Below are 26,837 nucleotides of genomic sequence, written 5' to 3' on the forward strand. Positions count from 1 at the left end.
CTCAGGCCTGCAGCCCCCTGCCCGCAGAACCCGGGCGTGCGCGACATACGTGGATTGGGCCACCCCCTTAACTCTAACCCCCTCTAAAAACTGTATGCGGATCAGGGTTTCTCGCATACCGTGAATACACGCGCGTCGAATCTCGGTTTGGTTGAAACTGTTTTTTTACTCATGCGTGAGCAAAGTTATTTTGGGGGGCCATATGAACGCCGACGATATTGAAAGCATCGCAATCCATCCTGCCATTGGTGTCGCCCGTGTCGGCAACGCGAAAGACGCCTATTTCCTTGCCCCAGAAGTGATTGGCAAAACACCGAAAGACACGGACGGGTTTCGCGATGGGCACGGTCATCTCAAACGGCAGGTGGCGCGGTTTCGCGTGTACGCGACCCTCAAGTCCGGTGAGGTGCGTGAGATCACGGCAGCCGAAGCCAACATCAACTGGCGGGTCGAAGTGGCGAACCTCAAGGCCGGTTGGTACGACTTCCAACACGCGATGGACCTGCCACCCGATCAGGTGTTTGAGCCCCCGAAACGCAACGCCAACTTCAATGGCGATGATCGCGAGCGACTGAGCATTCGACCCAGCGCACGTCACATCAGCGGCGCCAGCCAGACCTCAGCCCCCTTCGATGACGGAACTTTTTTCGGCAAACCAGTCTATCTAGGTGAGCTGCGCACAGATGACCAGGGGCGGCTTTTGTTCTTTGGCGGCCATGGCAAGTCCGAGCCGTTGGTCCCCGGCACCGCACCCACAACATTCGCCAACAATGATGGCTGGCACGACGACACCTGCGACGGCCCCGTGCGCGCGACAGTCACCATCGGCGATAAGGATATCGAGGCGCGACCGGCGCATGTCATTGTCGCACCACCGAATTTTGGCCCCGGCCTGTTTGGCGTCGTCACGATGGACGACGTGGTGCGGGACCTGTTCATCGGGTTGGGCACCCTTCCGCACCCTGGCAAAACCAGCTTCAGCAAGGACATCTGGCCGATCTTCGACAGGATGACCGGGCATCAATGGGTCTGTGACGGTATCCTGCTTCTGGCAGGTCAAGGCACACCGCTGGATGCCCGCGACCCCGAAATCATAGCGCAGATGGGCGACCCCTCAGACGCAAGCGCAGCTTACCGTCAGGCCGTCTTCAACCTGTTCCGCAACAGCAAGACCGAAGAGCTAAAACATGCGGGCTTGCCCCCGTTCTACGGGGACACATACGGCGACCGCTATCCCAATGGCGATTTGGTCAATCCAGCGCGCGAAGACCTGTTTCTGACCAAGACTCAGTATCAACACCTCGAAAACTGGGCGAATGGCGATTTTGAAGCCGACTGGGCTGGCATCCCTGCAATCCCAGATTTTGGCGACATTCCGGCTGCGGACCAGCCGCGCGAACTGGACCGCGCCGCGTTGCACGAGTGCTTGGGCGGGCCGTTTCACCCCGGCATCGAGCTGACCTGGCCCATGCGCCTCGCCTCGATGTGGGATCCCGATCAACCGTACCGGCTGCGCCCCCTGCCCGAGGGCGTGCCAGTGCGCCAGGACTACGGCACGACGCTCAGCCGTGAACAAGCGCTGGCATGGGACGGGCCCTGGGGCCCCACGGGTGCAGGCAGCCTGACCCGCTGGATGGGCGTGCCATGGCAAACAGACGAGGCGTCCTGCAACTCGGGCCTTGTCTATACGCCCAGCCTGTACCTTAGCTCGCCCAGTTTCTGGGGCGCGCGTGTACCAAACCAGGTGCTGCCGATCGAGGCCTACAACATAGCCACCACTCCGGACCTCGCCCCGCTTCAGGTACAGCGCCATTTCAGCAACCGCCGCTTCTGGCTGCGTGACCTGCAAGGAACCGGCTACGCCGCCCGCATCAACAACATGGTGCACAAATGGTGGATGACGGGTTTGGTCGAGGCGCACACCCCGCCTGAAGGCATAGGGCTGCCCGAGACCTGCTATGTTGAAACCGGCCGTTCCCCCACCTTCACCAAGGGTGACCCAAGCCTGAGGTTGGCAAAGGGTGTCGTGGCCCTTCAATCGCAAGAGGACAAGGCGGTTGGGCCATTGGGTGCACAGCCTGCCGAAGATGCCGTCGAAGAACAGACTTTCGAACGGCTGGGACGCGGCGAGGTCTAGTGACAAGCGTTCTGATCGCAGGCGGCGGTCCCGCAGGACTTGCCGCCGCCATCGCCCTTGCAGAACGCAAGGTGCCTGTGAAAGTTGTCGATCCTTCGGGGGCGGCAACGGCCACTCGGGGCGAGTTGATTGCTCATGGTGGTGCGCAAATCATGCAGCGCTTGGGCCTAGGCCACGTTCTGACCGATGCGGTGTTGATCCGTGATGTTGTTAGCCATTGGGGGGCCGCGGGCCTGCAATCTCATGGCTCGCATCCCGGTCTTGGCCTGCATGGCTGGGGCTTGGATCGCAGTGCTCTGGCCAAGGCGATGATAGGCCGAGCCGAACAGCTGGGGGTGACACTGCACACGGGGCGGATCACCAAATCACAACACACGCAAGCAGGGTGGACCGCAACAACCGAGACGCCCGCAGGTCGCGAAACATGGCATGCAGACTACGTGATCGATGCAACCGGTCGCCCTGCCCATATCGCCCGGCGCCACGCCGCCACGGTCTTCCACGGTCCTGCGCTGGTCGCGGTTCTGTGGCAGATGGGCTCGGCTCAAGATACAACCATGCGGGCCGAGGCCACGCCGGAGGGGTGGTGGTACAAGGTGCCACACAAAACCGGTGGCACGGTCGGCTTTGTCACCGATGCCGCCACCGCCAAGCGCATCACCGCCGCACCGTCGGTGTTTCTAAGTCAAGCGCAGGACAGCCTGTCGCTCATCTCGCTCAAAGGCATATCCTCGCGCCCCTGGTCGATGGATTGCCGCAGCGCCCTGCTGGATCAAACATCCGGTACGGGCTGGCTTGCCATAGGGGATGCCGCTGCCGCCTTTGACCCCATCACGTCCCAGGGTCTGTTCAACGCCTTATCCGCCGGTTTCTTCGCAGGAAATGCGGCGGCAGATGCCCTGTCCGGCGATACTGATGCCCCTCGGGTTTACGATGCGCTGCTGGCTCAGACAGTGGACCGCACATACGCCACCACCCATCTGCAATACGCCGCCCTGCCCTTTGACACACCGTTTTGGCGACACCACGCACGGGCCGGTATGGAAAAGAAAGAAATTCGCCCGATTCACGCTTGAGTGGAATCAATACCGAATGCAATCTGACGTTGTTTTGGTGCTGCAGTAACGAGTGATTGTTCAGATCATTCCACATTTTTGGAGGAACAGAGTTGCCAACATTTGAAATTCACCCCCGTATCGGCGTTGCACGACTTGGCAACAGCCTCACGGATTTCTACCTCTCGCCGACTGAAACGGGTGGTCTTCCCATCGCCTGCGACGAATGGGGCAACGAAACACCAGATGCCGGACCTGTGACCGTATTCAAGGACACAACAGGCGCGATCAAACGGCAGGCGGCAAAGTTTCACATCTTCCAAAAGGATAACGACGGCACCGAACACAAGGTGAACCTGGACGACGCCAAAATCGACAAGATCGAATGGGTGGCCCATGTCGCGAACAAGAAACCGATCTGGTACACCTTTTCCGAACTTCTGGGTGACCTCGAATTCGGCGAAAGCAACAGCTACGAAAACAACCACGTCCCATGGAACAACCCGGACGTGACCAGCAAGAAAAAGCGGCAAAAGCTGATCATCGACCCCGGCCCGCGCCACATTTCTGAGCCGCAAACCAGCATCGGGTTCACACGGTACAACATCCCTGAGGATTACAAACACGGGTCCTTCCCTGACCTGTCCAACGGCGGTCAACAGATCGACACGCTGGGCGAGTTGAAAATGGACGCGCAAGGCAACCTGATCGCCTTGGGCGGCTTTGGCCGCGTCACGGGCAGTGCAGAGATTTCCAGCTTCCGCGGGGCTGCGGGCTATTGGGACGACATCGCGGATGGCTACGTCTTTGCCCGCGTGACCATGGCGGACGGCACGGTGCACGAAACATCCTCGGCCTGGCTGGTTGTCGGCAGTCCAAAATACGCGCCCGAGATCGTGAATATCACAACGCTGGCCGACACGATGGATGATGTGGCGATCCGTAAAAACGACGCCCGGCCCGACATTTTCCCCGGCGGCGACACATCCAGCGATTGGCCAACCGATCCACGCAATGGCTATACGCCGCTGCAGGGCTTCAACCCGGACTATGTCGTGAACTTCGAACGCGACGTGCAGCCCATCGTCGACCGTATGGGGCTTTACAAATACGTGGCGAACGTCCCCACGATGGATGATTTTGCCAACCCGAAATTCGACATGCGGGATGCCAGCGACACTAACGCAGATCACCGCATGCGCTATTTCCAACTGTTCCGCATGCCCCTGCTGCCCAAGGACTATGCCGAATACTACGCCACCATGTCCAAGGGCCCCGGCCAGCTCTACGCACTCAAAGACAACGACCCCGACACCTTGTCGGGCCTGCCCATGATGCCCTTGAACTCGGGCGACAACTCGGTCACCAATACCGGTCCGATCTACAAGTTCGAAACCCTGTCGCCGACACAGTATTTCTACCTGTACCAATGGGCCTGCGGGCGCTTCACCACCGACAAACCCGATCCGCTGTCCCTGACCGAACATCTGGATCGCGTCGATGCCAGCAATTGTGTGGGTGCCCCGTTCAGCCCCGGCATCGAGGTGACGTGGAGCGTGCGCAGCGCGGCCCTCTATGACGCCCCTCTGCATCTCAAGCTCGCCCATGACAAGCGCGGCTACGCCAAGATGACCAAGCATTATGAGAAAGAAGGCCTGAGCGTCGATCACAACGAATGCGCGGGCGGTGGCTGTGAACCCGGCGATCTGACCAAGCGCATGGCGATCCCGTGGATGGCCGATTTCCACGAATGCACGGTCCAGACGCCAAACCTGACCAACATCCACGTGAACCAACTGGTGGATGGCTCAGGGATCGAGGTGCCACCGGCCTTCTATGTCTACTGGTGGCCGCCACAAAGCCCGTTCAACGTGACCACCGGCACGCAACTGCCACAGGATCAGGTGCTGGATGCCTTTGTCAGCGACATTGACGGACAGACCATCGTGCCCCAGGGCCAGAACGTCGAGTTCCAGCGCGGCATCGATTCTGCGCAGAAGATGATCGACTCGTGGTTCATGTTGGGCTTCCTGCTGAACCGCGGCACCGAGGAGATCCCGTATATCGTTGAAACCGAACGGAACTTCGGCCAGTTGGCACAGGCACACATCACCGAGATCGCATCGACAGCCGCTGCGGCCTCGACCGCGGCCAAGGGCTGACAGTGGACCAGCACTTTGATGTCGCAATCATCGGCGGCGGGCCTGCGGGCACCGCCGCCGCACTGACCCTTTGCAAGCGCAACGACATCTCGGTCACCGTCCTAGAACGTGGCGCATATGAGCAGCCCAAGGTGGGGGAATCCCTGTCACCCGGCGTCCGCGGCCTACTGCAATATCTCGACCTGTGGGACCGGTTCGAACAGGAACAACGCCTCAGCCTGCTGGGCAGCGAAGCGGCATGGGGCAGCGACACCCTTGGCACCATGGACTTTATCCTGACGCTGCACGGGGCGGGCTGGGCGCTGGATCGTCAGCGTTTTGAGCAGATGATGGCAGATGAAGTGTTGCACCGCGGCGTTGCATTGCAAACCGATGTGACAGTGACCGCGTGCCGCCATCAGGATGGCCTCTGGCATCTGGATCTCGGCGGTCGGCACATCACGGCACGCTACGTGATTGACGCTGCCGGGCGCACGTCGCGGTTTTCGCTGCGTGATGGCGCGCATCGACAGCGCAATGACACACTAACCGCCATCAGCACCCGATTGCCGCGTGCACAAGGCACGCAACAGATGACCCGCGTCGAGGCATTTGAAGATGGCTGGTGGTACGCTGCCCCGCTGCCGTCGGACCAGACAATTGTCTGCCTGTTCTCGGACGCTGAGCGCATTCATGCGCTGCGCCTCACAGATCCAACCGTGTGGGCCAGCCACCTGTCCCAGACACGCCACATCCGCCAGTTGATCGGCGACATTGACAACTGCCTCAGCCTTGAAACCCTGCCCGCCTTTTCCAGCCTGCTCAGCCGCAGTGATCCGAACCTGCCCATGGTCGCCGCCGGGGACGCTATTGCCGCCCGCGATCCACTGTCCTCATCCGGGATCCCCAATGCCATTGGCGGTGGCATTCAGGCCGCGCGGGTTGCCGCGGACTGGTTGTTTGGCACAGGCACGTTGAAGCCTGCCTATCTGGACGGCGTTGCCCAGGATCACGCGGCCTACCTCAAAACACATTGGAGCACCTACAGGACGGAAAGCCGATGGTCCAACGCACCGTTCTGGCGTTTCCGATCCGCGCAGGTGTGCAGAGGCCCAAGCGCCACGATCCGCTCCAAATCCAACGGGCACAGATCGATCTTCGTACCTAGTCACGTGGCACGCTGGATTGCAGACACTGCAAAGCACCCCATGTCCCAGATCGAGGTTGTTCAGCAGGCGCGCAGCACATTCCCGGACATCCCCGATGAACGCCTGCTTCTGGCGATCGAGGACCTCACCCATATCGCAGACACCGTGCCCACTGCCTGATCAACCTGAGTCCCAAGATCAGGCCAAAAGGCCGCGCACCCCGCCTGACGTAATAAACAGGATATGTCAGGCCAACACCTGTGCGTGAGAACTGTGTCACGCCCCTTCTTTTGCGAGGCATCCTGCCCCATTCTCCGTGACAAGGAGACACCACATGCCAACCGAACGCATCACATTCCCCGGCCATGCCGGCACCCTCGACGCCCGGCTCGACCTGCCCGAAGGGCCACATCTGGCCACGGCGGTCTTTGCCCACTGCTTTACCTGCGGCAAGGATATCCCGGCCGCGCGCCGGATCGCAGCGCGTCTGACGACCATGGGCATCGCCGTTCTGCGCTTTGATTTTACCGGTCTGGGCCACAGTGAGGGCGAGTTTGCCAACACCTCCTTCACCTCGAATGTCGAAGACCTGGTGCAAGCTGTCGCCTATCTCGAAAATCGGGGCATGTCCCCCACCCTGATGATCGGCCATTCGCTTGGCGGTGCAGCCGTGCTCAAGGCCACCGCGCGGTTGGACCAGATCAGGGCCGTGGCAACAATCGGTGCACCTTTCGACCCGGAACACGTAACCCACAACTTCGCAGACGCCCTGCCCGAAATTCTTGCCAGCGGTGAGGCCGAAGTGAGCCTTGGGGGCCGTCCCTTCCGCATCGGCAAAGGCTTTGTCGAAGATGTGACCGAAGAAGCCCTGCAACCCGCCATCGCGCGTCTCAATGCAGCGCTGCTGGTTCTGCACGCCCCCCGCGACTCCATCGTCAGCATCGACAACGCGAGCGAGATTTTCCTCGCCGCCAAACATCCCAAAAGCTTTGTCACGCTGGACGACGCGGATCACTTGGTGACCAAGGCCGAACACGCCGAATACGCGGCTGACATCATCGCCACCTGGGCCAAGAAATACCTGCAGCTCAAACCACCCGCCCCGCCCATTGGTGCGCCCGAAGGCGTGGTGCGCAGTTCCGAAGCCGACCCAAAGGGCTTCCTGCAAGACATCACTCACGGCACACGACATCACATCCTGGCAGACGAACCGCGCGCCTATGGCGGCACCAACCAGGGCCTGTCGCCCTACGGTCTGCTGTCGGCGGGTCTCGCGGCCTGCACCTCAATGACGATCCGCATGTATGCCCGCCGCAAGGAATGGCCACTGGATCATGTTCATGTCGATGTCAGCCACAACAAGGTGCACGCACAGGATGCAGGCACCGTGTCTGGTGACAAGATCGACGAATGGAAACGCCGGATCAGCCTGACCGGACAACTTGACGAAAGCCAACGCCAAAGACTGCTCGAAATTGCAGATAAATGCCCTGTTCACAGAACGTTAGAGCGCAGTTCTAACGTTTTGACTGAACTGGCGCCATCCGATGGGGTCCTTGAAAACATCTGAACCATCAGGGGCTCAGACCCGCAAGTTCATCCCTAAAATGAAACGAGGCGCGGACCCGTCAGGGACCGCGCCTTTCATTTGGATCAAGGGAAGGATCAGCCGCGGGCGCGGCCAACCAGCTTCCACGCAGCCGGCAGAAGCAGCGCGGCCAGCGCCAGCTTCAGCGCATCACCGATCAGGAACGGCGTCAGGCCCCATGCGAGGATCGGCTTGTCCCAGCCATACAGCTGACCCAGCCACGCAAGGCCAGGCACATAGATCAACACGGTGCCGATCAACATCGCCAGCGCCATCCATAGCACCGACCGGTCCCAGCCACGGCGCGCCAACGCACCGAGCGCGAGCACGGCCAGAACCCAACCGACCAGATAGCCGCCGGTTCCTCCCATCATGTATTCCAAACCATTCGTCTCTGCCGTGGTGCCCGCGAAGACATCAAAACCCAGCGCGCCGATGATCATGTAGCCCATGATGGTGACCAGTCCCAGACGGGCGCCATAGGCGGCACCGACGCTGAGCACGGCAAAAGTGCTCATCGTGATCGGAACGGGCCACATCGGCACCTTGATCTTTGCTGCAACTGCGAGAAATGCGATGCCCAGCACCACCAGAGCCGCCTGCTTAACGCGCAGCGCCGTACCCTCTGTTGCGCCAAACATGTCGCTCAGCACCTTGTTATTCCACGTCGTTTCCATGAGGCCTCACCTGTCAGGACAAAAAGAAGTGGGCGTGTTGTGCCAAGGCCCGGCCTTTTCTGCAAGCGCAAAGCCAATGTTTGCGATCACGTCAGATGTTCCGGCTGAACCGCGTCACGCTGATGTAGTCCTTGCGCGGTCCACTCACCTTCCAGGTCACATTGAATGAAGGCCAGGGCAAGAAATCATATGTTCCGACATAGGTGTCCGGGTCACAGAAATGCTCGGTACGCCCCCCCAAGGGCGGCACCTTGTGAAAGAAACGCCCGTCGTCAAAGAAGACGGACAGATCCTGCGCCCAGTGATACTTGCGCTCCGCCTGCATTGGGGGGACGCCTTCCATCTGCAAGACACCCCTTTCAACGTAGTCCAACCCATCTGACGCAGGCGCCCATTGTGCGGTGCCCTCAAAGCGGGCCACTGGTCCCACGGTGGGCGTGATCGTACGCTCGATGGCCCACTCGCCGACAAAATCTGCCAACGTCCGATCAGTCGGCATAGCTGGCTTCCGTGATGTCACCGCCCTGCCCGACAAAGCGCAACCGGTCACCCTTGCCATCCATTGTGTAGCAGGCCCACATGTCATTCGGTGGCCATTGGCTGCAATACCGATCATCTTCGATGCGCCAATATCCCCAGCTTTCACGGCCCCTGAATATGTAGAGGGTCCGACCGGATGCGCGAAAGTCCTGTGAGGTATCGGGATAGGCCAGCACGCGGCCCGTCAAGGCGTCGCGAATCTGCTCTCCGCTCATCGGCATCCAGTCTTGCGCCGCGACAGGCCCGCCCAAAAGGGCCAGGATCAGGGCAAAGCGTCTCATATCAGAGCCTTCGTCTTGTCGTTCGTCGGACCTCAGTCTAAGGACGCGGCACGATATCCGACAGTCACAAAAAGGTGCCCCATGATCCCACGTTATTCCCGCCCCGACATGGTTGCGATCTGGGACCCGGCCACCAAGTTCCGCATCTGGTACGAGATCGAGGCGCATGCCTGTGACGCTATGGCCGATCTCGGTGTGATCCCCCGCGAAAATGCAGACGCCGTGTGGAAGGCTGAAGATGTGGAATTCGACGTCGCCCGCATTGACGAAATCGAAGCCGTGACCAAGCACGACGTGATCGCCTTTCTCACCCACCTGGCTGAACATGTGGGCAGTGACGAGGCGCGCTTTGTCCACCAGGGCATGACGTCCTCGGATGTACTTGACACCTGCTTCAACGTGCAGCTCACCCGCGCCGCCGATATCCTGATTGCCGATCTCGAAGAGTTGCTGGCCGCCCTCAAACGCCGCGCGTTTGAACACAAGGACACCCCCCGCATCGGGCGCAGCCACGGCATCCATGCAGAGCCCACGACCATGGGCCTGACCTTTGCCCGCTTCTATGCCGAGATGGACCGCAACCTGTCGCGCATACGCGACGCACGGGCCGAGATTGCGACAGGCGCCATCAGCGGCGCCGTCGGCACCTTCGCCAATATCGATCCTGCCGTCGAAGAACATGTCTGCGACAAGCTGGGCCTTGTCCCCGAACCCATCAGCACGCAGGTGATCCCCCGCGACCGTCACGCGGCCTTCTTTGCAACCCTTGGTGTTGTGGCATCGTCGATCGAAAACATCGCCTTGGAAATCCGGCACATGCAACGGACCGAGGTGCTGGAAGGGGCCGAATTCTTCTCCATGGGTCAGAAGGGTTCATCGGCCATGCCGCACAAGAAGAACCCCGTTCTGACGGAAAACCTGACCGGATTGGCGCGCATGGTGCGCTCTGCCGTGATCCCGGCTATGGAAAACGTGGCCCTGTGGCACGAGCGCGACATCAGCCATTCCTCGGTCGAACGCATGATTGGGCCGGATACCACCATCACGCTCGACTTTGCGCTGGCACGTCTGACCAGCGTGGTCGACAAGATGCTGATCTTCCCCGAAAACATGCTGGAGAACATGAACAAGTTCCCCGGCCTGATGATGAGCCAGCGCGTGCTGCTTGCCTTGACCCAAGCCGGTGTTAGCCGCGAAGATGCCTATACTCTGGTGCAACGCAACGCGTTGAAGGTCTGGGAACACCGCACTGATTTCAAAGAGGAATTGCTGGCTGATGCGGATGTGACCGCCGCGCTCAGCAAGGAAGAGATCGAAGAGAAGTTCGACCTTGGCTATCACACCAAGCATGTCGACACGATCTTTGCCCGGGTGTTCGCCGAAGGCTGACCTGCAGGGCGGACGACACGTCCGCCTTACGGTTTTCGCGCCCTGAAATATGCGGCGGAGGACACCTCCGCCTTACCCGCTTTCGCGCAGATTGCATGCAGTAAGGCGCATCACGATGCGCCTGTTTGCGTTTTTCTTTGGCGGATCACTGTCTCTGAACTACCTTTGCGCCACCCAAGACAAAGGAGAGGACAGATGAAGACCAAGACCCTTGTGGTGGCACTGGCGCTCACCCTCGCCCCGACGCTGACATTCGCCATGGGCTGCAACTATGGCAAACACGAACAGCAAGCGATGTCCTGTGCCGAAGGCACGGTCTACGACGCCGACACAAACCGCTGTGTCACCGCGACTGGATAATGCTCACGATTTCGTGATCGCATAAAAACCGGAGGCGTCGGGTTGTCTCTGCATCATACCCGACGCATCCAATACGGAGACTTCCCATGCTGCGCACCCTGATCCTGACCACGGCCATCGCCCTCCCGCTGGCCCTGCCCACCAGCAGCTTTGCCGCAGGCGGCAACGACAATGCAAAACCCAAGAAGACCGAGACCACGCAGAACTGCTTGCAGGCGCGCCAATGGGATCCCGACAAAAAGGCCTATGTCCGCTTTTCGCAGCCCGTGAACGGGGTTTGGGACGCGACCATCGGCAAATGCGTGCGCCCTGACAAGACATCCTATCTGGATGCCGATGAGCTCTACAAAGCCGTGCGCGAACTGGCCTATGCGGGCCGTTACAACGAGGCCAACACCGTGCTCGACCAGATGCCCGACCAGGCAGAAGACCGCGTGCTGACCTATCGCGGCTTCACAGCGCGCAAGACCGGCCAGCTTGAACTGGCCAACGTCTACTACCAGCAGGCCATCGATGCGAACCCCGACAACATTCTCGCCCGCTCCTATATGGGCCAAGGCAAGGTTCTCGAAGGGGACAAGGTCGCCGCCCTGACCCAATTGCGTGAAATCCAGGCGCGCGGCGGGGCTGGCACCTGGGCCGAAGCCAGCCTGCGTGACGCCATCGAAACAGGGACCACGTACAACTACTGATCCCCGGTCTGGGTTGAGGGATTCTCAACCTTTGCCTGCCAAAACGACATCAAATCGTTTCGAGGCAGGACATGACCGAACTGGTACCCGTGTCCGCCACCCCTGCCCCAGTGCAGCAGGGTGGCGGTTTTTCTTCTACCCGGACCCCACCCTCCCTTTCGCGCCGGGCCAAGGCTGCCATCGTCGTGCGACTGCTTCTGAACGAGGGGGCAGATATCCCGCTGGAAGAGCTGCCAGAAGACCTGCAAGCGCATCTGACCAAGGCGATGGGTTCCATGCGTGTAGTGGATCGCGACACTTTGCAGATGGTTGCCAGCGAATTCGCGGAAGAGGTCGAACGCGTCGGTCTCAGCCTGCCGGGCAGTGTCGCCGGCGCGCTGGACGCGCTTGATGGCAAGATCAGCGCGCAGACAGCGGCGCGTCTGCGCAAAGAGGCAGGTGTGAAACGCGGGGGCGATCCATGGCAGCGCATCCGCGAAATGAATCCAGAAACGCTCCTGCCCATTCTTGAAGAAGAAGCGGTTGAGATCGCAGCCGTCATGCTGTCGAAACTGGACGTGACCAAGGCGGCGCAGCTCCTGGGACTGCTTCCAGGTCCGCGGGCGCGCCAAATCACCTATGCCGTCTCGCAGACCGGCGCTGTCACCCCAGAAGCCGTTGAACGGATCGGCCTGTCGCTGGCCACACAAATGGAAGTACAGCCACCGCGAGCGTTTGATGACGGTCCGGTCGAACGGGTTGGCGCGATCCTCAACTCGTCAACCTCGATCACGCGCGACGATATGCTTGCCGGGTTGGACGAAACCGATGAAGGGTTCGCGACGGCCGTGCGCAAAGCCATCTTCACGTTCGAAAATATCCCCACCCGCATCGAACCCCGCGATGTGCCGCGCATTCTGCGCAATGTGGAACAAGGCGATCTGATTGTCGCTTTTGCCGGGGCTCCCGCCATGGGGTCCGACGACTCCGCCGAGTTTATCCTGACCAACATGTCCGCGCGTATGGCAGATCAGTTGCGAGAAGAGGTGGAGGAAGCGGGCACCCCGAAACCGGCCGATGTCGAAGCTGCAATGGGAAATGTGGTCAAGGCGATCAGGGACATGGAGGCGAGCGGCGATCTGATCCTGATTACCCAAGAGGAGGAAGAGTAAGGCCGAACTGGGCCTTTTCCTGCCCGTGTCTCCGCCGGTTGGAAAAAGCGATTGGTGCTGATCTTTATCAGGGCGGTCCCTTGCCCGCGATCACCTACTCGACACCGATCACCGCGCCGCGTAAGCGGCACGGATGCAGCCATCAAATCCTTCCCGTGCTATTCTGCTGACCATCACGGCCATTTTGTGCTTTGGCATCATGGATGTTGCAGTCAAGGCGGTGTCTCCGTCGACGGGCGCACTGCCCGCACTATGGGCGCGCTATGCCGGTCAGATGCTGATCGTATTGGTTCTGGTTGCGCCTCGCCTGCGGCAAGTGGTGCGCAGTCGGTATCCCAAGTTGCAAATCGCGCGTTCCATTCTGCTGATGCTTGCTACATTCTTTTTCTTTTCAGCACTTGGGCGCATTGGGTTGGCCGAGGCCACAGCTGTCATGGCCCTCAATCCCGTCCTGATCAAGCTTGGTGGGGCACTGTTTCTGCAGGAAAGGTTGGGACCGCGCCGCATTGGTGCCATTGCCGCGGCGCTACTTGGTGCGCTCATCATCATCCGTCCCGGCACCGATGTGTTTCAAGCCGCTGCCCTTCTTCCGCTCGCCGCCGCCTTCTGCTTTGCAGGCTATACACTGATCACCCGGCGTGTCGGTCCTGACGAAGATGTCTGGACTTCCCTATTCTACACCGGGCTGATCGGGTCGGTGATCATCAGCGGCCTTGTCCCCTTTCACATGACCATGCCAACCACTCAATCCATCGTATTGCTTGGGGTAATCGGCATCTTTGGGACCATGGGACAATTGATGTTGATCCGCGCCCTGTCACAGGCCGAGGCCGGATTGCTGGCGCCCTTCAACTATGTAGGTCTGATAGCGGCCGTGATCTGGGGGGTACTCTTATTCAGCGAATGGCCTGACGTGCCGACGCTCATAGGCGCGCTTGTGATCGCGGGGGCAGGGATTTATGTCTGGCATCGGGAAACACGGGCCGGTTGACGGCACGCTCAGATCACGGACCTTGATGCGATACGATCCTGAAGACCTGCCCTGGCGCGTCAAGCTCGCCTACCTCGCCACCAACGCCGTGGCGCGCACCTGCATCGGCACTGCCCTGGCGCTGCCCTACCGCCTGCGCGTGCCGTTCATGGGGTGGATCATGTCGCGCATCGTGGGACCCGCCGCCGGGTTCCACCGGCGCGCTGTCGATCACATCGCCTTTGCTATGCCGCACCTGCCACACGCCGAACACCAGCGCATCGCGCGGGAAAGTCTCGGGAATGTCGGGCGCACCCTGATCGAAAACTACTCGACCCGCACCTTACTGGCCCGTCAAAAGGATGCCCCCATCGAAGGCCCGGGATTTGACGCGATGGTCAAGGCGACCGAAACCGGGCAACCCGTGATCCTGGTGACCGGGCATTTCGGCAATTACGAAGCCCTGCGCGCAGCCCTTGTGGGACGAGGGTTCAAGGTTGGCGGGCTCTACCGCGACATGTCGAACCCCTATTTCAACGCGCACTATGTCCGCACGATGCAGGCCTTTGGCGGTCCGGTCTTTCCACGGGGCCGCAAGGGCACGGCGGGCTTCGTGCGGCACCTGAAATCAGGCGGCCAGCTGGTTCTGCTCTTTGATCAACATGTGTATCAAGCGCCCGTTCTGGACTTTCTCGGGCACCCGGCCCACACGGCCGTCTCTGCCGCCGAACTGGCTCTGCGCTATGACGCGTTGCTGGTCCCGTTCTACGGCATCCGGAATGCAGACGGCCTGAGCTTCCAATGTGTGATGGAAAACCCGATCCCGCATTCCGATGCGCTGACCATGACTCAAGCCATGAATGACAGCATCAGTGCGCGGATCAGATCGAACCCGGCCCAATGGCTTTGGGTCGCCCGCCGTTGGCGGGCAGGCAGCCATTAGAGACAGTTAGCGAAGCTGAGAGGCAGCCAAAATCGGGCCGTTCAGCCCCTTCTGCACCATCACAACCAACGGCTTTTCGCCGGGCGCATCCGCTTCAATGGCCAGATCGGTGATGCCATCCCATTCTTGCAGGATTTTCCAGTCTTCCGTGACATTGGCATAGGAAATCGTGTGGCCTGCGTTCTCGCCGCGCGTGATGCGCGCTGTCCGTTCCGGTGTGTACCGCAACATCTGCACGACAAGCGGCCCATTGGCCTCACTGCTCTGTGCTACGATCTGCACCCGGTCCCCGCTCCGCGTCACCTCAAGGGTGACTGGCGTCGCCTTGCCCGCATAGTCCGAAATGACACGCGACAACTCCATCGGACGTGCCCCGACAATATCGGTCTGGCCATTGATGATCATCTGTGGGGTATAGACAGACCGACGACCGGCCTGAACAGCATATCCACGCTGCCGCTTGGCATAGGCAGGATCCGCAAACTCATCTTTCCAGCCGATATAGTCCCAATAGTCCACATGCAGCGCCAAGGCGATCACATCATCCCGCTTGGCCAACTCGTGCATCAGCTTGTCCGCAGGCGGACATGACGAACACCCCTGTGACGTAAACAGTTCGACCACCACAGGCGACTGCGCCGAGGCGGGATTGACCAAGCTGGCAAAGGCCGCAAAGGCAAGAGGGATCAAACGATGCATCAAAGGGGCGTACTACCTGTTGTCGGTTGGGTTTCGTCCTGTACCGCTTAATTAAGAAAGACTGTTCCGAACTGCCAATCAAGGTTTGTTGAGCGTATGTGACAGGCCGATCACAGGAATGCGTATGAAAAACTGTATGCAATGGTATACAAATTTGGCACAGACACCCTAAATCCAGTTGATCGCACACGCCATTTCAAGGCATGACACTGCCAAGTCATTGCCCCATCCGTTTAGGAAAGGAAGATAGCCCATGCCCATCACCGTAGGTCAAGACACCGCAAAAACGCGCAAAACGCTGACTGTTGGCGATCACTCAATCGACTACTATTCGATCCCCGCAGCCACGGATGCGGGCCTGGGCGACTTTTCCAACCTGCCGGCCGCCCTCAAGGTGGTGCTGGAAAACATGCTGCGGTTCGAAGACGGCAAGACCGTCAGCGTCGACGACATCAAGGCCTTCGCAGAATGGGGTGCCAAGGGCGGCAAGAACCCCCGCGAAATTGCCTATCGACCCGCCCGCGTGCTGATGCAGGATTTCACCGGCGTGCCTGCGGTCGTGGACCTTGCCGCCATGCGTGACGGTCTGGTGGCTCTCGGCGGTGACCCGGAAAAGATCAACCCGCTGAACCCCGTTGATCTCGTGATCGACCACTCGGTCATGATCGACGAGTTCGGCAATCCCCGCGCCTTCCAGATGAACGTGGACCGCGAATACGAACGCAACATGGAACGCTACACGTTCCTCAAATGGGGTCAGTCGGCGTTTAACAACTTCCGCGTCGTTCCCCCCGGCACCGGTATCTGCCACCAGGTGAACCTGGAATATCTGGCCCAAACCGTCTGGACCGACACCGACCAGAACGGGGCCGAGGTGGCCTATCCCGACACGCTTGTGGGCACCGACAGCCACACAACCATGGTCAACGGCGCCGCCGTCCTCGGCTGGGGTGTTGGCGGGATCGAAGCTGAGGCCGCCATGCTCGGCCAACCCATTTCGATGCTGATCCCCGAAGTGATCGGATTTGAATTGACCGGTTCCATGGTCGAAGGCACCACAGGCACCGACCTCGTGTTGAAGGTCGTGGAAATGCTGCGCGAAAAGGGCGTGGTCGGCAAATTCGTCGAATTCTACGGCGAAGGGCTGAACCGCCTGCCGCTGGCCGACCGGGCAACGATCGCAAACATGGCCCCCGAATACGGCGCCACCTGCGGCTTCTTCCCGATCGACAACGAAACCCTGCGCTACCTGCGCAACACCGGCCGGGACGAAGACCGCATCGCGCTGGTCGAAGCCTATGCCAAGGAAAACGGGTTCTGGCGCGGCGACGATTACGCTCCGATTTACACCGACACCCTGCACCTCGACATGGGCACAATCGTGCCTGCCATCTCGGGGCCCAAACGCCCGCAGGATTACGTAGCCCTGACGGACGCCAAAACGGCCTTCCACAAGGAAATGGAAGAGACCTTCAAGCGTCCCATGGGCAAGGAAGTCGCCGTTGACGGCGAAGATTATACCATGGAATCGGGCAAGGTCGTGATCGCGTCGATCACCTCCTGCACCAACACATCAAACCCCTACGTGATGATCGGCGCGGGCCTTGTGGCACGCAAGGCGGCTGCGCTGGGTCTGGATCGCAAACCATGGGTCAAAACCTCGCTCGCACCGGGATCGCAGGTTGTGTCGGCCTATCTTGAAGCCGCGGGCCTGCAAGAAGACCTCGACAAGATTGGCTTCAACCTCGTGGGCTATGGCTGCACCACCTGTATCGGCAACTCCGGCCCCATTCAGGCCGAACTGTCCAAGGCCATCGCAGACGGCGATCTCGTCGCGACCTCGGTGCTGTCGGGCAACCGCAACTTCGAAGGGCGGATTTCGCCCGACGTGCGCGCCAACTACCTCGCGTCCCCACCGCTCGTGGTGGCCTATGCGCTGGCCGGCACGCTCGACATTGATCTGACCTCCGAACCGCTGGGGCAGGACAAGGACGGCAACGATGTCTTCCTGAAAGACATCTGGCCCTCCAGCCAGGAAATCGCGGAACTGGTCGAAGCAACAGTCACGCGCGAAGCCTTCCTGACCAAATACGCCGACGTCTTCAAAGGCGACGAGAAATGGCAAGGTGTGGAAACGACCGATCAGAAAACCTATGACTGGCCGCCGCAATCCACCTATGTCCAGAACCCGCCCTACTTCCAGGGCATGTCGCCCGAACCGGGTGTGATCACCAACATCGAAGGGGCCAAGGTTCTGGCCGTGCTCGGTGACATGATCACCACGGACCACATCAGCCCCGCCGGGTCGTTCAAGGAAAGCACGCCCGCGGGCCGCTACCTGACCGAACGCCAGGTCGCGCCACGTGAATTCAACTCCTACGGTTCGCGTCGCGGCAACCACGAGATCATGATGCGCGGCACCTTCGCCAACATCCGCATCAAGAACGAGATGCTGGACGGCGTCGAAGGCGGCTATACCAAGGGTCCTGATGGCGAACAGACCTCGATCTTCGATGCGTCCATGGCGCATCAGGACAACGGCACGCCGCTTGTGATCTTTGGCGGCGAGCAATACGGCGCAGGCAGCTCGCGCGACTGGGCGGCCAAGGGCACAGCGCTCTTGGGCGTCAAGGCGGTGATCGCTGAATCGTTCGAACGTATCCACCGCTCGAACCTCGTTGGCATGGGTGTCATCCCGTTCGAGTTCACCAACGGCGACACCCGCAAGACACTCGGCCTGACCGGAGAAGAAACGGTCAGCATCTCCGGCCTCGACACGATCCAGCCGCTGCAAGAGGTGCCTTGCACCATCACCAAGGCGGACGGCACCGTGCACGACATCATGCTGAAATGCCGGATCGATACCGCGATCGAGATCGAATACATCGAGCATGGCGGCGTTCTGCACTACGTGCTGCGCAACCTTGCATCTGCCGCCTAGGCTGGCTTTGATACCACCAGAACGGGTGCCCCTCGGGGCACCCTTTTTGTTGGGAGAATGCCATGAAAACCGCACTGATCACCGGCGCCGTGCGCGGGCTTGGACGCGCCATCGCCACCGACCTCGCAAAGGATCACCATGTCGCCATCACTTGGCGCGGCACCAATCCCACGCCCCTGCTCAGGGACTGCCCCGATATCGCTGCCTTTCAAGTCGATCTGGCCAACCCAGAGGCGACGGCGGCGTTGCCCGAACAAGTCATCAACCGTTTTGGCAGTCTCGACCTGATCGTGAACAACGCGGGCAGCATACTGACCGACGACGCGGAAAACTACGACGCCCAAACGGTGGAGACCAATTTCAACGTCAACGTAAACGCACCAATGGGGTTGGTCGCCGCAGCGCTCGACCACCTGAAACCGGGCGCTGCGATCGTCAACATCTCGTCCCAAAACGCCCGCCTGCCCGCCATGGTCGCGCACAGCTATTCGGCCAGCAAGGCCGCCGTCGACACCTGGACCAAAATTGCAGCCAAAACACTGGGGCCTAAAGGTATCCGCGTAAATGCTGTAGCACCGGGGGCCATAAACACCCCCGAAGCCACCCGCCCCAAGGATATCACGGACATTTTCATCAAGGATTCGGCCCTTGGCCGCATGGCCACACCCGAAGATATCGCCGCCGCCGTCCGATTTCTCGCCTCCGACGCGGCCGCAGCCATCACCGGCGTCATCCTGGACGTCAACGCAGGCTACCGCCTCTGATCAAGGCGCGAACGGGTCCCGGGGCTCCACCCATCCGGACCTCAACAAGCGTGCCGTACAGGTGCGCGCGATGCCCGGCAGCGTATCGCACAGCGATGCGCGAGAGGGACTCCCCCGGAGTGTTTGCCGCTGCGCGGACCGGTCCGAATTCCCTGTTTCAAAAAAAACCCGCCGGAGGCTCCCGACGGAAATCACAAGGGCACCCGATCGCATAGCTTCCAACCAGAAGGCACAAGGCGGATCACAATGAAACGCGCCGCAAGGCGCTCAATTTGACAGCGCTTTTTCCAGCTCTGGCAAAAACCGGTTTTCATAGTCCGACCCGATCAACGGCCCCTGGTACCGGAACAAGACCGTGCCATCCGCATCCAGAATAAAGGTCTCCGGCGGGGCTGTGACGCCCCAGTCAATGGCTGACCGCGCCGCCGGATCAAAGGCAACCGCAACAAACGGATTACCATCCTCCTCAAGATACTTGGATGCAGGCCCTTCTGTATCCCGGAAATTGACCCCAATGATCGGCATCCCCTCTGCCGCCATCTCCAACAGCTTCGGATGCTCTGCCCGACATGGCGGACACCACGACGCCCAGAAGTTCACCAGCGTCACCTCGCCTCGCGCCAGATCCCCCTCTGCCACGGGTGTGAAATCGGCCAGCTGCGCATCCGTCAGCGGCGGTGCCGGGGCACCCACACGGGTTGATGGCAATTCATCGGGATTGTCGCGAAACATACCCACAGCCGCCAGCGCAACGAAACCGGCAAAGATGCCGATAGGCGCCAGCATCAACGGCGAAAGCTTAGCCATTCCGCCCGCTCCGTCTCTCGACCGCATCCATCTCGGCCCGTGCCTGCCGTCCCCGCCACAGGGTCAGCACGACGATACCCACCAAAAGCAGGATCGACACGGCATAGGCCGACAGCACAGCATCAGCGTATTTCCCAAGATCAGGCATCACGCCTCCTCTGCCCGCAAGGTCGCACTCCGGGTTTCGCGCGCCATCAACGCCCGCGTCCGCCGCAACCGGATCTCGGTGCCGGTGCGGTACAGGACCAAAGCCAGAAACAGTAAGACAAAGCCCCCGATGCACACCAGCAGCGGGAAATAGAACACGTCAGCCACGTTCTCTTCCTTGTCCAGCGACAGCGACGCGCCTTGATGCAACCCCTGGTTCCAGAACAGCACCGCATAACGGCTCAATACGGCAAAGACGGTGCCCACCAAGCATAGGATCGCTGTCAGATCCGCCGCCGTATCCGGGTCCTCAATGGCCTCCCACAAGGCGACATAACCCAGGTAGAACAGGAACAGGATTAGGAAAGACGTCAGGCGCGGGTCCCACGCCCACCATGTCCCCCACATCGGCTGCCCCCAGATCGCGCCGGTGAACAGCGCAATCAATGTCATCACGATGCCAACAGGTGCGGCCGCCTTGGCCGCCAAAGCCGACACATGGTGCCGACGGACAATCCAGATCAGCGAGGCCACCAGCATCATGAACCACGCATTGATCGCCATCAGCGCAGACGGCACATGCAGATAGATGATCTTCACGGTCGATCCCTGCCGAAAATCATCCGGCGTGAAAAAGAACCCCCAGACCAGCCCCACACCCAAACAGATGGCGGCCCCGGCCCACAGCCATGGTTGCACCCGCTCGCTCAGGCGCAAAAACTTGACTGGATTGGCATATTCCCAAAGTGACATGGCTTGTTTCTAAACCCTCGCTTGTCCCTTCTCAATCGACATCGACGTTACCGCAGGTTCACCCGTAACACAGCCCCCGCGGCAAATGGCATCGCGGCCAAAACAGCCAGGGTGATCCCCGCCAAAAGAAACAGCGGCGTGGCAGGATCAAGACCCTGCGCCGCCCGCCGCGCCGCCTCGGCCCCAAAGATCAACGTGGGCACATAAAGCGGCAGCACCAAAAGCGACAACAACAACCCACCCCGCTTGATCCCCACGGTCAGTGCCGCCCCAAACGCCCCGATCATCGACAAGGCTGGCGTGCCAAGTGCCAAGCTCAACACCAAAACGCCATAGCCCGACGGCGCCAAGTTCAGCAGAACCCCCAACACAGGCGCGGCCAGCACTAACGGCAATCCGGTTGTCACCCAATGCGCCGCGGCCTTCACCGCAACAATGCCTTCCAATGGCAAGGGTGACGTCGCAAGCAAATCCAGTGCGCCGTCTTCCCAGTCCACGGCCAACAACCGATCCAAGGACAACAGGCAGGCCAAAAGCGCCCCCAACCACAACACCCCCGGCGCAATTTCGGTCAGCAAAGCCGATTGCGGCCCCACGCTGAACGGCACCAACACCACGACAATCAGGAAAAACGCCAACCCCAGACCAAAGCCGCCCCCGGCCCGCAGCGCCAGCGCCAGATCACGGAAAAACAGCGCCCTCACAGAAACGCCTCATCGGCTGACGCCATCTGTGCCGCCGCTGCACGAAAACCCGACACATCCAACGTCTCGGCCTCGATCCCCAGATCAATATGGGTCGCCATCAACGCCGATCCCCCATGCGCCAGATGCCCCCGCACAGCATCTGCAAACAGCGCGACCGAGGCTGTGTCCAAAGACACGGTCGGCTCATCCAGCACCCAGACGTCGCGGCCCGTCACCATCAGCCGCGCCAGACCCAAACGCCGCTTCTGCCCCGCCGACAACTGCCCGGCCCGACGCTCCACCAAGTCCTCCAGATCAAAGGCAGCCAAGGCAGGCGCAATATCCGACTGCCCAAACACCGACGCCCAAAACCGCAGGTTCTCTGCCACGGTCAGCGCCGCTTTCAACCCATCCGCATGGGCAGCATAGGCAATCCGGTCCTCGGCCCTATGCACCTGCCCGGCCATCGGCACTTGCAAACCAGCCACAGTGCGCAACAGCGTGGTCTTGCCCGACCCGTTCGGCCCCCGCAGCACCAGCGCCTGCCCCGTCGTCAGGGAAAAAGAAACCCCCGCCAGCACCGGCACACCACCACGGCCCACAGCCAGATCAGTGACTTTCAATTCCATAACGCATGGCTAACCGATTGAGGCGCCTGTCAAAAGCCCCGATCCACCTTCATCTTGCCAAATAAACTCCGGGGGACGGCGCAGCCGGGGGGCTGGCCCCCTCTCCGCGTTCAAACAGGCAGAACGGCCAGCGCAATGCGCCGCCCTTCACTCAAAAGCACATTGTAGGTCCGCGCAGCAGATGGGGATGACATCACCTCGACCCCCAGACCGGCCCCCTCCAGTTGGGACCGCAGCTCAGATGGAATATGCGCAATCTCCGCCCCCGTGCCCATGAACAGAACATCCACCTGCCCGGCCAGGGCCAACAGCGGTTCAAGGTCCTCATACCCGCCCCAGGCGCCCGTCCCGGTTGGCGCGGTCAACAAACCACCCTCAATCACCTCTCCACCAATGCGGAAAAAGCCGGGGCCATAACCCTCGACCGGTTGCGCGTCGGTATATGTGATCTCATTGAGGCGCATGACCCATCTCCCAAATCGGCAGCCCCAGAATAGCCGAAGCCGCGATGACGATATAGGCCACGGCCCGAAAAAGTCGCTCGGCCTTTGGGTCAAACAGCCACGCGCCCGCAACATTCGCCACCATGTAAAGCGGCACCAGAACCAGCCCAATGATCACGGCCTGCGCATCCAGCAAGTCAAAGACCCAAAAGATGCCCAGCATCATCACGTCGATGCCCAGCAGATACAGCAGGAAATTGGCGCGGATTACGGCAATGGCTTTGGCAGACGCCATATACAGCAGGATCACAGGTGGCCCCGGAATACCGGCCAGCCCGCCAAGAAAGCCGCCAAAGGTGCCGACACCGGCAATCATGCGCGGCCCCATCGGACCCGTATACCGCCATCCGGACATCAGGGCGGCCAGCAGGAACAGAATGGCCACAGACACTCCCCAGCCAAACACCTCCGGCGCGACAAAGGACAAGGTCCACAACCCCAAAGGCATACCGACGGCCACCCCCAGCAGCAGGAACTTCGCTTCGTTCAGATCCCCATCCCGCCACGCGGCGCGCAGATTGGGCAGCGGCCCCCAGAACTCGACAACAACCAGGAACGCAAGGGCGGCGAAGGGCGACAGCACCGAACTCGCCGCCGCCATGATGATCATGCCCGACCCGAACCCGGCAAAACCACGCACCAGCCCAGCGGCTACAATGGCCGCAATCAGCCAGCCCAAACCGGGCAAAGCAAGGCTTTCGGTGATGAGATGTGCCATCACCCTCTAAGGTGATGGCCGTATTGAATGCGCGTTAGGGCCAGTTCGCAACCGCATCTAGGCCAGTGCTGCCTCACGCATCCACATTTGCAAACTGGTTGCCCGCGTTGGCGTCCGGCTTGGACCAGTCCCGCTTGACGCCCAACCACAGCAGGATGGTCGATGCGACAAAGACCGACGAATAGGTGCCCACGATCACACCCCAGATCATCGCAAACACAAACCCGCGGATCACGTCACCGCCGAGCACGTACAGCGAAATCAGCGCCAGCAACGTCGTGACCGAGGTCATGACCGTCCGGCTCAGCGTCTCGTTGATCGAGATGTTCAGAACTTCGTTTAGCGGCTTTTTCTTATACTTGCGCAGGTTCTCCCGCACGCGGTCAAACACCACGACCGTGTCGTTCAGCGAATAGCCCACGATGGTCAGCAACGCCGCGATGATGGCCAGATCGAACTTGATCTGCAGTTCCGAGAACACACCGATGGTCAGGATCACGTCGTGCACAAGGGCCGCCACGGCCCCCAGCGCGAACTGCCACTCAAAGCGCAGCCAGATGTAAATCAGAACCGCCCCGATGGCCAAAACCACCGCAATGGCCGCAGTCTGGATCAATTCACCCGACACTTTCGGACCAACGGACTCGACCGACACGAACTTGATATCCGGCACCGCAGCGGACAGTGCCGCCTGCACGTCGCGGATGGTCTCGGGCGTCACTGCCTCCTGCCCTTCCTGAGCTTGGATGCGGATCATCGCTACGTTCTGATCGGCATCAAATGTGGGATCGAACACCTCGGTGATTGAAATGTCGCCCAGCTCCAGCACCGCCATCGCGTCGCGGTATCCACCAATGTCCACGGGTTGCGTACTGTCGGTCCGGATCGTTGTGCCGCCTCGGAAATCGATGCCAAAGTTCAACCCCTGAATGGCAAAGGACGCAAAGCCCACCACCATCATCAACGCCGAGATACCCAACCATATCTTCCACCGGCTGAAGAAATCGAAAGTGGTGCCCTGTTTGACCAGCTTCAGTCGCATCTTACACCTCGATTGTCTTGGGGCGGCGGCGTTCAAACCACATCACCACCATCAACCGCGTCACGAAGATCGCGGTAAACACGGACGTCAGAATGCCCAGACCCAGCGTGATCGCGAACCCGCGCACCGGACCCGAGCCCATGGCAAACAAGATCACAGCCGTGATGAAGGTCGTGATGTTGGCGTCCAGAATGGCCGACAACGCCTTTTCATAGCCAAGCTCGATGGCCCGCGCGGGCCCCCGCGCCGATTTCAGCTCTTCCCGGATGCGCTCGAACACCAGCACATTGGCGTCCACCGCCATACCCACGGTCAGCACGATCCCCGCAATACCCGGCAATGTCAGTGTGGCTCCGATCATGCTCAAAAGGCCAAAGATCAGACCGATGTTGATGATCAGCGCGACGTTGGCAAAAAGGCCAAACAAGCCATAGCTCAGGCCCATGAACACCAGCACTGCGGCAAAGGCGACCATGGTCGCGATCTTGCCTGCATCAATGCTGTCCTGCCCAAGTTCCGGCCCGATTGTCCGTTCCTCAAGGAATGTCAGTTCGGCAGGCAAGGCACCCGCCCGCAACAAAACGGCCAGGTTGGTCGATTCCTCGACATTGAAGTTCCCCGTGATGATGCCCGAGCCACCCGGAATATGGCTCTGGATGACCGGGGCCGACACGACCTCATCATCCAGCACAATGGCAAAGGGCGACCCGATATTCTCTGCCGTGTAGTCGCCAAAACGACGTGCACCAGTCGTGTTAAAGCGGAAAGACACCGCAGGGCTCCCATTCTGGTCAAAGCTCGGCTGCGCATCGACCAAGTCTTCGCCCGTCACAACAGGCGCGCTTTCGATCACATAAAACAGGCCGGGTTCATCCAGAGATGGCACCAGCTTGTTACCGATGCCCGGTGCCGCATTCTCATCAGATGTCCGGTTCACAACCGGGTTGAACGTCAACTGTGCGGTGGTCCCAATGATCTCTTTCAACTCAGCAGCCGAGCCAATGCCCGGCACCTGAATAAGAATCCGCTGCGCACCCTGCCGCTGAATGGTCGGCTCCCGCGTGCCCACCTCGTCAATCCGGCGACGCACGATTTCCAGCGACTGCTGCACCGTCCGCTCGTCCGAGGCCAGCTTTTCCTCATCACTCAGGGACACGACAATCACGTCCGTCCCATCGGCACGCACAACAATGTCGTTGGCCCCCACACCCGTCAGGGTCTGCACCGGTTGGGCAAGGGTTCGCACGACTTGCAAAGCACGCTGCAAGCCCGCGGGCTCACCAATGCGAATGCGCAACTCGTCCGGCGCCGAAGGCTGCAACCGAATGGTGCCAATGGTCGCCCGCTCGGGGCGCAGAATATCCCGGATCTCGGGCCAGCTCGCCTCCATACGGCTGGCATAGACATCCTCGACCTGCACCTCGGCCAGCAAATGCGCCCCGCCCCGCAGGTCCAACCCAAGGTTCACCAGCGCCGACGGCATAAAGCCCGGCCATTGCGCCAGTATCTCCTGCTTCTCAGGCGTGTCCGCGCCCAGCTCAATGGCCTGGGCCGCATCATTGTGCTGCTCAACGCGGGTGTAAAACCCGTTCGGCAAGGCAAGGATCAGGCCCAGAGCACATAAGGACCAAATCAGAACCCGTTTCCAGCTCTCGATCTGAAGCATTACTTCGCAGGCTCGGTTTTGTTCAGAACCTGCGCGATGGTGGACTTGACAACGCGGACCTTCACGCCCTCAGCCAGCTCCACCTCGACCTCATTGTCTTCCTTGACCTTGGAGACCTTGCCGATCAGGCCTCCCTGGGTCACCACCTGATCACCCCGGCGCAGCGCCTCGACCATGGCAGCATGCTCTTTGACCTTCTTTTGCTGAGGGCGGATCAGCAGGAAATACATGATCGCAAAGATCAGGATCAGGGGAATAAACTGGCCGATGGCTTCCATGGGAATTGTCCTTGGTCTTGGGGCGGATTCTGGCCCGCTTCAGAGTTTGGCAGAACCTATGGGCGGGGGCGGGTCAGCGCAAGGCACAAAGGGGTTTTCAAGGGCGACAGATCATCCTTGCGATGCTTAGGA

General features: G+C 60.5%; 27 protein-coding genes. 13 read left to right on the forward strand and 14 right to left on the reverse strand.

Annotated features, from left to right (window positions below; genetic code table 11):
• Nucleotides 1–202: 202 nt before the first annotated feature.
• The 5 genes from IE087_RS07565 to IE087_RS07585 all read left to right on the forward strand — a co-directional run bounded on the left by IE087_RS07565 (nucleotide 203) and on the right by IE087_RS07585 (nucleotide 8,051).
• Nucleotides 203–2,137 carry a LodA/GoxA family CTQ-dependent oxidase gene (locus IE087_RS07565; RefSeq protein WP_189368699.1) on the forward strand — a complete coding sequence of 645 codons (1,935 nt, stop codon included), beginning with the start codon at nucleotides 203–205 and terminating at the stop codon, nucleotides 2,135–2,137.
• Nucleotides 2,137–3,213: an NAD(P)/FAD-dependent oxidoreductase gene (locus IE087_RS07570; RefSeq protein WP_189368700.1), complete on the forward strand. Its 1,077-nt coding sequence runs from the start codon at nucleotides 2,137–2,139 to the stop codon at nucleotides 3,211–3,213. The genes IE087_RS07565 and IE087_RS07570 overlap by 1 nt, the downstream gene beginning before the upstream one ends.
• A gap of 92 nt (nucleotides 3,214–3,305) precedes the next feature.
• Nucleotides 3,306–5,354 carry a CTQ-dependent lysine 6-oxidase LodA gene (gene lodA, locus IE087_RS07575; protein ID WP_189368701.1) on the forward strand — a complete coding sequence of 683 codons (2,049 nt, stop codon included), beginning with the start codon at nucleotides 3,306–3,308 and terminating at the stop codon, nucleotides 5,352–5,354.
• Nucleotides 5,355–5,356: 2 nt separating this feature from the next.
• On the forward strand, nucleotides 5,357–6,661 hold the full coding sequence (locus tag IE087_RS07580) for a tryptophan 7-halogenase (protein WP_189368702.1): 1,305 nt from the start codon (nucleotides 5,357–5,359) through the stop codon (nucleotides 6,659–6,661).
• 154 nt (nucleotides 6,662–6,815) lie between these two features.
• Nucleotides 6,816–8,051 (forward strand): bifunctional alpha/beta hydrolase/OsmC family protein, encoded by a 1,236-nt coding sequence (locus IE087_RS07585; RefSeq protein ID WP_189368703.1) that lies wholly within the window; start codon nucleotides 6,816–6,818, stop codon nucleotides 8,049–8,051.
• A 95-nt stretch (nucleotides 8,052–8,146) separates the two neighbouring features.
• Here IE087_RS07585 and IE087_RS07590 read toward each other — a convergent pair whose 3' ends face one another.
• The 3 genes from IE087_RS07590 to IE087_RS07600 all read right to left on the reverse strand — a co-directional run bounded on the left by IE087_RS07590 (nucleotide 8,147) and on the right by IE087_RS07600 (nucleotide 9,567).
• Nucleotides 8,147–8,746 (reverse strand): biotin transporter BioY, encoded by a 600-nt coding sequence (locus IE087_RS07590; protein ID WP_189368704.1) that lies wholly within the window; start codon nucleotides 8,744–8,746, stop codon nucleotides 8,147–8,149.
• Nucleotides 8,747–8,837: 91 nt separating this feature from the next.
• Nucleotides 8,838–9,245, reverse strand: a complete 408-nt coding sequence (locus IE087_RS07595; RefSeq protein ID WP_189368705.1) for a DUF6314 family protein — start codon at nucleotides 9,243–9,245, stop codon at nucleotides 8,838–8,840.
• A complete protein-coding gene (locus tag IE087_RS07600; protein ID WP_189368706.1) occupies nucleotides 9,235–9,567 on the reverse strand; it encodes a hypothetical protein in 333 nt (110 codons plus the stop codon). Before IE087_RS07600 ends, IE087_RS07595 begins: the two co-directional genes overlap by 11 nt.
• A gap of 81 nt (nucleotides 9,568–9,648) precedes the next feature.
• Here IE087_RS07600 and purB point away from each other — a divergent pair, with 81 nt between their 5' ends.
• From purB to IE087_RS07630, 6 genes are all read left to right on the forward strand, one after another.
• The gene (gene purB / locus IE087_RS07605; protein ID WP_189368707.1) at nucleotides 9,649–10,956 is read left to right on the forward strand and encodes an adenylosuccinate lyase; all 1,308 of its coding nucleotides are present in this window, start codon (nucleotides 9,649–9,651) and stop codon (nucleotides 10,954–10,956) included.
• Between the two features lie 195 nt (nucleotides 10,957–11,151).
• Nucleotides 11,152–11,316: a carbohydrate-binding module family 14 protein gene (locus IE087_RS07610; protein WP_189368708.1), complete on the forward strand. Its 165-nt coding sequence runs from the start codon at nucleotides 11,152–11,154 to the stop codon at nucleotides 11,314–11,316.
• Between the two features lie 86 nt (nucleotides 11,317–11,402).
• The gene (locus tag IE087_RS07615) at nucleotides 11,403–12,008 is read left to right on the forward strand and encodes a tetratricopeptide repeat protein (protein WP_189368709.1); all 606 of its coding nucleotides are present in this window, start codon (nucleotides 11,403–11,405) and stop codon (nucleotides 12,006–12,008) included.
• A 71-nt stretch (nucleotides 12,009–12,079) separates the two neighbouring features.
• A complete protein-coding gene (locus IE087_RS07620; protein ID WP_189368710.1) occupies nucleotides 12,080–13,159 on the forward strand; it encodes a flagellar motor switch protein FliG in 1,080 nt (359 codons plus the stop codon).
• A gap of 133 nt (nucleotides 13,160–13,292) precedes the next feature.
• Entirely contained in the window at nucleotides 13,293–14,150 is an 858-nt protein-coding gene (locus IE087_RS07625; RefSeq protein ID WP_189368711.1) for a DMT family transporter, read from the forward strand.
• 25 nt (nucleotides 14,151–14,175) lie between these two features.
• The gene (locus IE087_RS07630; protein ID WP_189368712.1) at nucleotides 14,176–15,072 is read left to right on the forward strand and encodes a lysophospholipid acyltransferase family protein; all 897 of its coding nucleotides are present in this window, start codon (nucleotides 14,176–14,178) and stop codon (nucleotides 15,070–15,072) included.
• Nucleotides 15,073–15,078: 6 nt separating this feature from the next.
• Here the strand turns inward: IE087_RS07630 and IE087_RS07635 are convergent, their stop codons facing one another.
• Nucleotides 15,079–15,771 (reverse strand): DUF1223 domain-containing protein, encoded by a 693-nt coding sequence (locus tag IE087_RS07635; RefSeq protein ID WP_189368713.1) that lies wholly within the window; start codon nucleotides 15,769–15,771, stop codon nucleotides 15,079–15,081.
• A gap of 253 nt (nucleotides 15,772–16,024) precedes the next feature.
• On the opposite strand from IE087_RS07635, the gene acnA reads away from it, so the two are divergent.
• The gene (gene acnA, locus IE087_RS07640) at nucleotides 16,025–18,712 is read left to right on the forward strand and encodes an aconitate hydratase AcnA (protein ID WP_189368714.1); all 2,688 of its coding nucleotides are present in this window, start codon (nucleotides 16,025–16,027) and stop codon (nucleotides 18,710–18,712) included.
• Nucleotides 18,713–18,774: 62 nt separating this feature from the next.
• Nucleotides 18,775–19,476, forward strand: coding sequence for an SDR family NAD(P)-dependent oxidoreductase (locus IE087_RS07645; protein ID WP_189368715.1), 702 nt, complete (start codon nucleotides 18,775–18,777; stop codon nucleotides 19,474–19,476).
• Nucleotides 19,477–19,743: 267 nt separating this feature from the next.
• Here IE087_RS07645 and IE087_RS07650 read toward each other — a convergent pair whose 3' ends face one another.
• The 10 genes from IE087_RS07650 to yajC all read right to left on the reverse strand — a co-directional run bounded on the left by IE087_RS07650 (nucleotide 19,744) and on the right by yajC (nucleotide 26,705).
• On the reverse strand, nucleotides 19,744–20,283 hold the full coding sequence (locus tag IE087_RS07650; RefSeq protein WP_189368716.1) for a DsbE family thiol:disulfide interchange protein: 540 nt from the start codon (nucleotides 20,281–20,283) through the stop codon (nucleotides 19,744–19,746).
• On the reverse strand, nucleotides 20,276–20,431 hold the full coding sequence (gene ccmD / locus IE087_RS07655) for a heme exporter protein CcmD (RefSeq protein ID WP_189368717.1): 156 nt from the start codon (nucleotides 20,429–20,431) through the stop codon (nucleotides 20,276–20,278). The genes IE087_RS07650 and ccmD overlap by 8 nt, the downstream gene beginning before the upstream one ends.
• Nucleotides 20,431–21,183, reverse strand: coding sequence for a heme ABC transporter permease (locus IE087_RS07660; RefSeq protein WP_189368718.1), 753 nt, complete (start codon nucleotides 21,181–21,183; stop codon nucleotides 20,431–20,433). Before IE087_RS07660 ends, ccmD begins: the two co-directional genes overlap by 1 nt.
• A 47-nt stretch (nucleotides 21,184–21,230) precedes the next feature.
• On the reverse strand, nucleotides 21,231–21,887 hold the full coding sequence (gene ccmB / locus IE087_RS07665; protein WP_189368719.1) for a heme exporter protein CcmB: 657 nt from the start codon (nucleotides 21,885–21,887) through the stop codon (nucleotides 21,231–21,233).
• On the reverse strand, nucleotides 21,884–22,498 hold the full coding sequence (gene ccmA / locus IE087_RS07670; RefSeq protein ID WP_189368720.1) for a heme ABC exporter ATP-binding protein CcmA: 615 nt from the start codon (nucleotides 22,496–22,498) through the stop codon (nucleotides 21,884–21,886). Before ccmA ends, ccmB begins: the two co-directional genes overlap by 4 nt.
• 110 nt (nucleotides 22,499–22,608) lie before the next feature.
• Complete coding sequence (locus IE087_RS07675; RefSeq protein WP_189368721.1) at nucleotides 22,609–22,962, reverse strand: Mth938-like domain-containing protein; 354 nt, start codon at nucleotides 22,960–22,962, stop codon at nucleotides 22,609–22,611.
• A complete protein-coding gene (locus tag IE087_RS07680; RefSeq protein ID WP_189368722.1) occupies nucleotides 22,949–23,719 on the reverse strand; it encodes a sulfite exporter TauE/SafE family protein in 771 nt (256 codons plus the stop codon). Before IE087_RS07680 ends, IE087_RS07675 begins: the two co-directional genes overlap by 14 nt.
• Before the next feature lie 73 nt (nucleotides 23,720–23,792).
• Nucleotides 23,793–24,761 (reverse strand): protein translocase subunit SecF, encoded by a 969-nt coding sequence (secF, locus tag IE087_RS07685; protein WP_189368723.1) that lies wholly within the window; start codon nucleotides 24,759–24,761, stop codon nucleotides 23,793–23,795.
• 1 nt (nucleotide 24,762) lies between these two features.
• Nucleotides 24,763–26,427: a protein translocase subunit SecD gene (secD, locus tag IE087_RS07690; protein WP_189368724.1), complete on the reverse strand. Its 1,665-nt coding sequence runs from the start codon at nucleotides 26,425–26,427 to the stop codon at nucleotides 24,763–24,765.
• Complete coding sequence (yajC, locus tag IE087_RS07695) at nucleotides 26,427–26,705, reverse strand: preprotein translocase subunit YajC (RefSeq protein ID WP_189368725.1); 279 nt, start codon at nucleotides 26,703–26,705, stop codon at nucleotides 26,427–26,429. The genes secD and yajC overlap by 1 nt, the downstream gene beginning before the upstream one ends.
• Between the last annotated feature and the right edge of the window lie 132 nt (nucleotides 26,706–26,837).

This window comes from Tateyamaria omphalii, from assembly GCF_014651375.1.
Lineage (GTDB): Bacteria > Pseudomonadota > Alphaproteobacteria > Rhodobacterales > Rhodobacteraceae > Tateyamaria > Tateyamaria omphalii.